The organism is Pseudoalteromonas sp. MER144-MNA-CIBAN-0113 (genome assembly GCF_040308965.1).
In the GTDB taxonomy this organism is placed as follows: domain Bacteria; phylum Pseudomonadota; class Gammaproteobacteria; order Enterobacterales; family Alteromonadaceae; genus Pseudoalteromonas; species Pseudoalteromonas tetraodonis.
On record NZ_JBEOOG010000351.1, the window covers coordinates 1 to 272 of the forward strand.

Annotated in this window: 1 protein-coding gene; it reads right to left on the minus strand. The window is 44.9% G+C overall.

All coding sequences use genetic code 11. From position 1 onward, the window contains the following. Positions 1 to 272: DUF3379 family protein (locus tag AAEY57_RS19995; protein ID WP_350608666.1), on the minus strand; the 272-nt coding region annotated here is incomplete at both ends.

Consider the following 272-nt stretch of genomic DNA (forward strand, 5'->3'; position numbering starts at 1 on the left):
CCAGGAAGCTCATCAAGATGACCACCTAATACTGCAAGCTTGTCGTTAACGCTTTGTAGGCTAATGGGCTCTTTTTTATCAAGCGCACTAATTTCGTAGTACACATGGGCAAGCGCATGCTCACCCGCTTCGTGTGCAATATTTTGCTCTGTACTAAAAAAGAAGGCACTAATAGCCACTACAAAAGATGCAGCTAATGCAAGATGCACGCGGTCAAGCTTAAAACGCGAGCGGGCATCAACTACATTTTTTCCTGTTGCTTGCTCTTCTTG